Source organism: Candidatus Sodalis sp. SoCistrobi (assembly GCF_900143145.1).
Classification (GTDB): Bacteria; Pseudomonadota; Gammaproteobacteria; order Enterobacterales; family Enterobacteriaceae; genus SoCistrobi.
In genome coordinates this window covers 1-1,350 of record NZ_FRDB01000374.1, presented here as the reverse complement: position 1 = coordinate 1,350, position 1,350 = coordinate 1, and the positions used below count along the sequence as shown (strand labels likewise).

Sequence of the window (1,350 nt, the reverse complement as noted above, 5' to 3'; positions counted from 1 at the left end):
GCTCATTGAGTTGACTGAAGCTAATTCGCTTATTATTCAGAAAACGCCAGACAGCTTGGGTAGTTGCGAAAGTTGATTTTTGAGCACTTGCGAGGTCTTTAACCGCAGAAGCAAGAAGAGCCGCGGGTGTCATATGCTGTTTAACCAGCGTCTGATATCGGCGGGTAAGGCGAGAGTCAATCCCGCCAACAGATAGGTTGAAATCATTCTGCAAAGTAATAACAGGTATCACGATAAATGTGTAGATACCTATGCCTGTAAGGCGAGGAGGACAGATGAAAGGTATTGTCTTGGCGGGCGGCAGCGGCAGCCGCCTCTATCCGATTACCCGCGGTATCTCCAAACAGCTGTTGCCCGTGTACGACAAGCCGATGATTTATTATCCGCTATCGGTGCTGATGCTGGCGGGGATCCGCGATATTCTGATTATCACCACGCCGGAAGAAATGCCGTTATTCAAGCGGTTGCTCGGCGCGGGCGAGGCGTTTGGCGTTCGTCTGACTTATGCCGCCCAGCCGAGTCCCGACGGTATAGCGCAGGCGTTCCTGATTGGCGAAAGCTTTATCGGCGACGACCGTTGCTGCCTGGTGCTCGGCGATAATATCTATTTCGGTCAGGGGTTCAGTCCCAAGCTGCGGCAGGTGGCGTCACGGGAGCAGGGCGCGACGCTATTCGCCTATCAGGTGATGGATCCTGAGCGTTTCGGCGTGGTGGCGTTCGACGACGATTTTCGCGCCGTCGCGCTTGAGGAAAAACCGGCCCACCCACCCTCACGCTGGGCGGTGACCGGGCTTTATTTCTATGATCGTCAGGTGGTGGATTTCGCCAGGCGGGTCACGCCTTCGGCGCGCGGAGAGCTGGAGATTACCTCGATTAACCAGATGTATCTGGAGCAGGGCGGGCTACACGTCGAGCTGCTGGGGCGCGGTTTTGCCTGGCTGGATACCGGTACTCATGACAGCCTGATTGAAGCCAGTACCTTTGTGCAGACCGTTGAGATGCGTCAGGGGTTTAAAATCGCCTGTCTGGAAGAAATCGGTTGGCGCAATGGATGGCTCGATGATGACGGCGCGCGGCGCAGGCACTGGCGAAAACCGGCTATGGCCAATATCTGTTGGATCTGCTCAATGTCCGTCCACGCCAATATTGATCTCCTGACCTGGGAGAGCGACTTTTTCGGCCGCCGCCTGGGCCGCATCGTATTTGATGATGCCGCGCCCTGTCTTATATCTTGATCATTGACTTTCAAAGGTTAATGATCCCCAACTGATCATTGGGATGTTACCGGTGAGTTTGTACTCTGCCTTAAGCTTACAGCTTGTACGTCAGATTAAACCCTGGTGACATATT

The 1,350-nt window shown here is 54.3% G+C and carries 2 pseudogenes; one reads left to right on the top strand and one right to left on the bottom strand.

Annotated elements, in window-relative coordinates:
• Positions 1-232: pseudogene (locus CINSTRO3249_RS17845) on the bottom strand (hypothetical protein); the annotation flags it as partial.
• Between the two features lie 43 nt (positions 233-275).
• Between CINSTRO3249_RS17845 and rfbA the strand changes: the two are divergent.
• Positions 276-1,150, top strand: a pseudogene (gene rfbA, locus CINSTRO3249_RS15940) (glucose-1-phosphate thymidylyltransferase RfbA).
• Positions 1,151-1,350 lie beyond the last annotated feature (200 nt).